2 protein-coding genes are annotated in these 2,697 nt (G+C 47.2%); one reads left to right on the top strand and one right to left on the bottom strand.

Annotated features, from left to right (window positions below; all coding sequences use genetic code 11):
* The first annotated feature begins 14 nt into the window (after positions 1-14).
* On the top strand, positions 15-1,649 hold the full coding sequence (locus DFR52_RS24375; protein ID WP_146215671.1) for a hypothetical protein: 1,635 nt from the start codon (positions 15-17) through the stop codon (positions 1,647-1,649).
* Here the strand turns inward: DFR52_RS24375 and DFR52_RS24090 are convergent.
* Positions 1,604-2,683, bottom strand: a complete 1,080-nt coding sequence (locus tag DFR52_RS24090) for an ATP-grasp domain-containing protein (protein WP_110034635.1) — start codon at positions 2,681-2,683, stop codon at positions 1,604-1,606. The genes DFR52_RS24375 and DFR52_RS24090 overlap by 46 nt on opposite strands.
* Between the last annotated feature and the right edge of the window lie 14 nt (positions 2,684-2,697).

Raw genomic sequence — 2,697 nt, 5'->3', positions numbered from 1 at the left:
GATAACTCGGAATTATGCTTCAAAGTTCCGCCGTCGCTCATGACTTCTTTGGCCAAAACCCGCCAAGCGAGAAGACGGCTGTCCTTATTGCCAACGAGGCGCAAGCTTTCGAAATAAGGGAGCGCTCAAGAAGAAAGCCCATCCGGCTTCTTAATAACGCTGACGTACAAACTTTTGTGGCCGGTATTAGGAACAGAAATCGAAGCCATCTTCTTGCCACGACGTTAGACGCTATAACCAACGGCCTTATTCAAAACCAACTGCCGCCCACTGGTGAACACGCACCAGTGGTGCCGCTTTTCTCAAGATCTGGCGACCCGTTTCATGGATTTCAAAATAGCTACATCGAAATTCGGCAAAACAAAGTCGAGGCACAAACACTCGCCAATCTACAATCCCAGTTCAGGCCAGCGTCAAATGACCTGCGCCCGAAAATTGTATTTGTCGTTGAAGACCGGCAGAAAGCTCTGGATATCTTTTCAAAGATGAATTCGGCGAGTTGCTTGTTCTCACCAACACCAACTGGCGTTAGTCGCTTTGATTTGCCAGACAAGGCAGCCAACGAATATGAGCGTCTATATTTCACACGGTATGACAATCATCAATCCGCTGCAATAGCGGTGTTGCCCGAGACGGATGACATGCGGATCGACTTCATCAACAGGCTGATGATGCTGAGGTCAAAGAAAGTTACGCTGGATCCCAGCGATCTTCTTCCTCAATTTAAGTCGCTCAGCGATTACGCAAGCGGAAAGCTGAACCGCGCAAATAACGAAAACAGAGACTTTTGGGCAACCGCTTGGATTCATTCACTAATTGAGAGAGCTTACGTACAGGACTACGCTCAACTTGAGGTTCAGACCGCGCTGGCAATGCTAAAGATGATCCCTGTTCAAGGCTTGTCAGTGCACGTCTTGCGGTTTGTGAATCAAGTGCTCGGAACATCACCTGACGCGCTGGCTTACCTGAGAAATGGTAAGAAGATGTTTGAAGAAATACCGGGATCGGCGTTCGATAAGAAGATGTATGAGCCAAGCTATTTTGGGCTGCTGCAAAATCTGCATGCGACTGAATTGTATCAGGTACAGCCTGCCGATCCTGGTGCCGCTGAGGCAACTTACAGATTTGTAAAAGATGAAGGCCCCTATTTCACAAACTTGGCAATGCTAGGGAATACGGCTGCACTGGGCCACCTTACCAGCGGGGACCCAAGCCGAGCATTCCAACTATATGAAGAATTAAAAATTGAAAATGCCGGGGACACCTTAGACAGATGGAGCATATTGAGTAACCGATTGGTTTCTATGTACCAGGCGTTCGGGGAAGTCGATGATCGCAGCCTTCTAGAACTTACAGAAATCGTGTTGAGTGCAAAGGTTAGCAATGTTTGGAAATATCACCTGTACAGATTTGCCCTAAATCTCATCGGCGTTGATACCCATCGAAGCGTTTCCGCAGAATTATGGTTATTCATCGAGAACTCCGGATATTTTTCTGGTTTGCCGCGCGGTGACATTATGGCTCATCAAAAAAGATTAGTAAGCAACGATTTCAGTGAACATACCAAAAACGGCGTATTGAGTGGTCAAATGGGCGATTTTCTTTATAAGAGTGGAATGTTTCCATCAGCTGATTTTGATTGGACGTAGTACTTGTGCCAAATTGACAGAAGAAGCTTTAACGCGAGTTCAGCAGAACCGGGCTGGTTTTCTGCATGAGGATCATTATCCGATAATCCAGCAATTTTGATGAGGCGAGGAGAATACCAACCGTCGTCGCCGGGAATTGTTGGGAGCGCATTGACCTCCAGAAAAGTGAACTGCTCTAGCGCGATAGGCTCGTTAACTTCCGCGTTAGGCGCCAGCCTTCCGTCAATGCGGAAAATAAATGTGTTGTGGAGCAGAACTCCGAGTCTCTCGACACATTCTTCGATCTCCCTCGTTACTTTGATTTTCTTCCATCGAAATACGGGTTCGTTACCTTTCTGGTAGATATCCGAGCTTGGTTTCATTTCCGAAGAGTGAATGAAGTCGGTTCCGTTGAGTTTTCCCCAGTCAGCGACCCGCGTATTCAGCAGCACAGATTTCTTTTCGATTGGATCAAAGATGCAATAAAGCTCGATGTCCAATCCGCGGACAAATGGTTCCGCGAACTCGCGTTCTGATAACGGGGATTCATTCTTAATATCTTCAATTATGCGCAACCCCTTGCTGTCGCCCGAATTAATTAATTTTCGGATGTATCTCTTGCCTACCTCCAACGCGTCCAAGGAATGATATGTATCGACGACTAGAAATCCGGAAGCTGCCGCCAAATGCTTCGAGATAATTTTCTCCTCTGTGATAACAGCAATATCGCCTCGACACGGGAAGCACGGTACGCTGGAGAGAGCGGCCACCGCCTGAATGATCCCTTCACACTCTAAAGCATTGAACGCAATACAAATATTCACGATGCTAAAACCTTCAAATTTTTGAAATTTGGAAAATCGCTCCAATGCCTGACCGAGGGTACAGGTAATGACAGTTGCCCCAAGTTCTTCTAGAGCCGTCCGATATCCTTCGATGACCGCTGACGGGTATATGTTGTAATATAGACTGGAGGGGAATCCGTCCGGCTGGTTGGCCGCCAGAAAAACGATATTGCCAGAGAGGCTGTTGGAGAGCTTTTCGCTAGCGCTCATAATTCCGAGTTATC

Origin of the sequence: Hoeflea marina (assembly GCF_003182275.1) — a bacterium.
In the GTDB taxonomy this organism is placed as follows: domain Bacteria; phylum Pseudomonadota; class Alphaproteobacteria; order Rhizobiales; family Rhizobiaceae; genus Hoeflea; species Hoeflea marina.
Note: the sequence above shows the minus strand (reverse complement) of the source record. Positions and strands in the feature narration are given on the sequence as shown.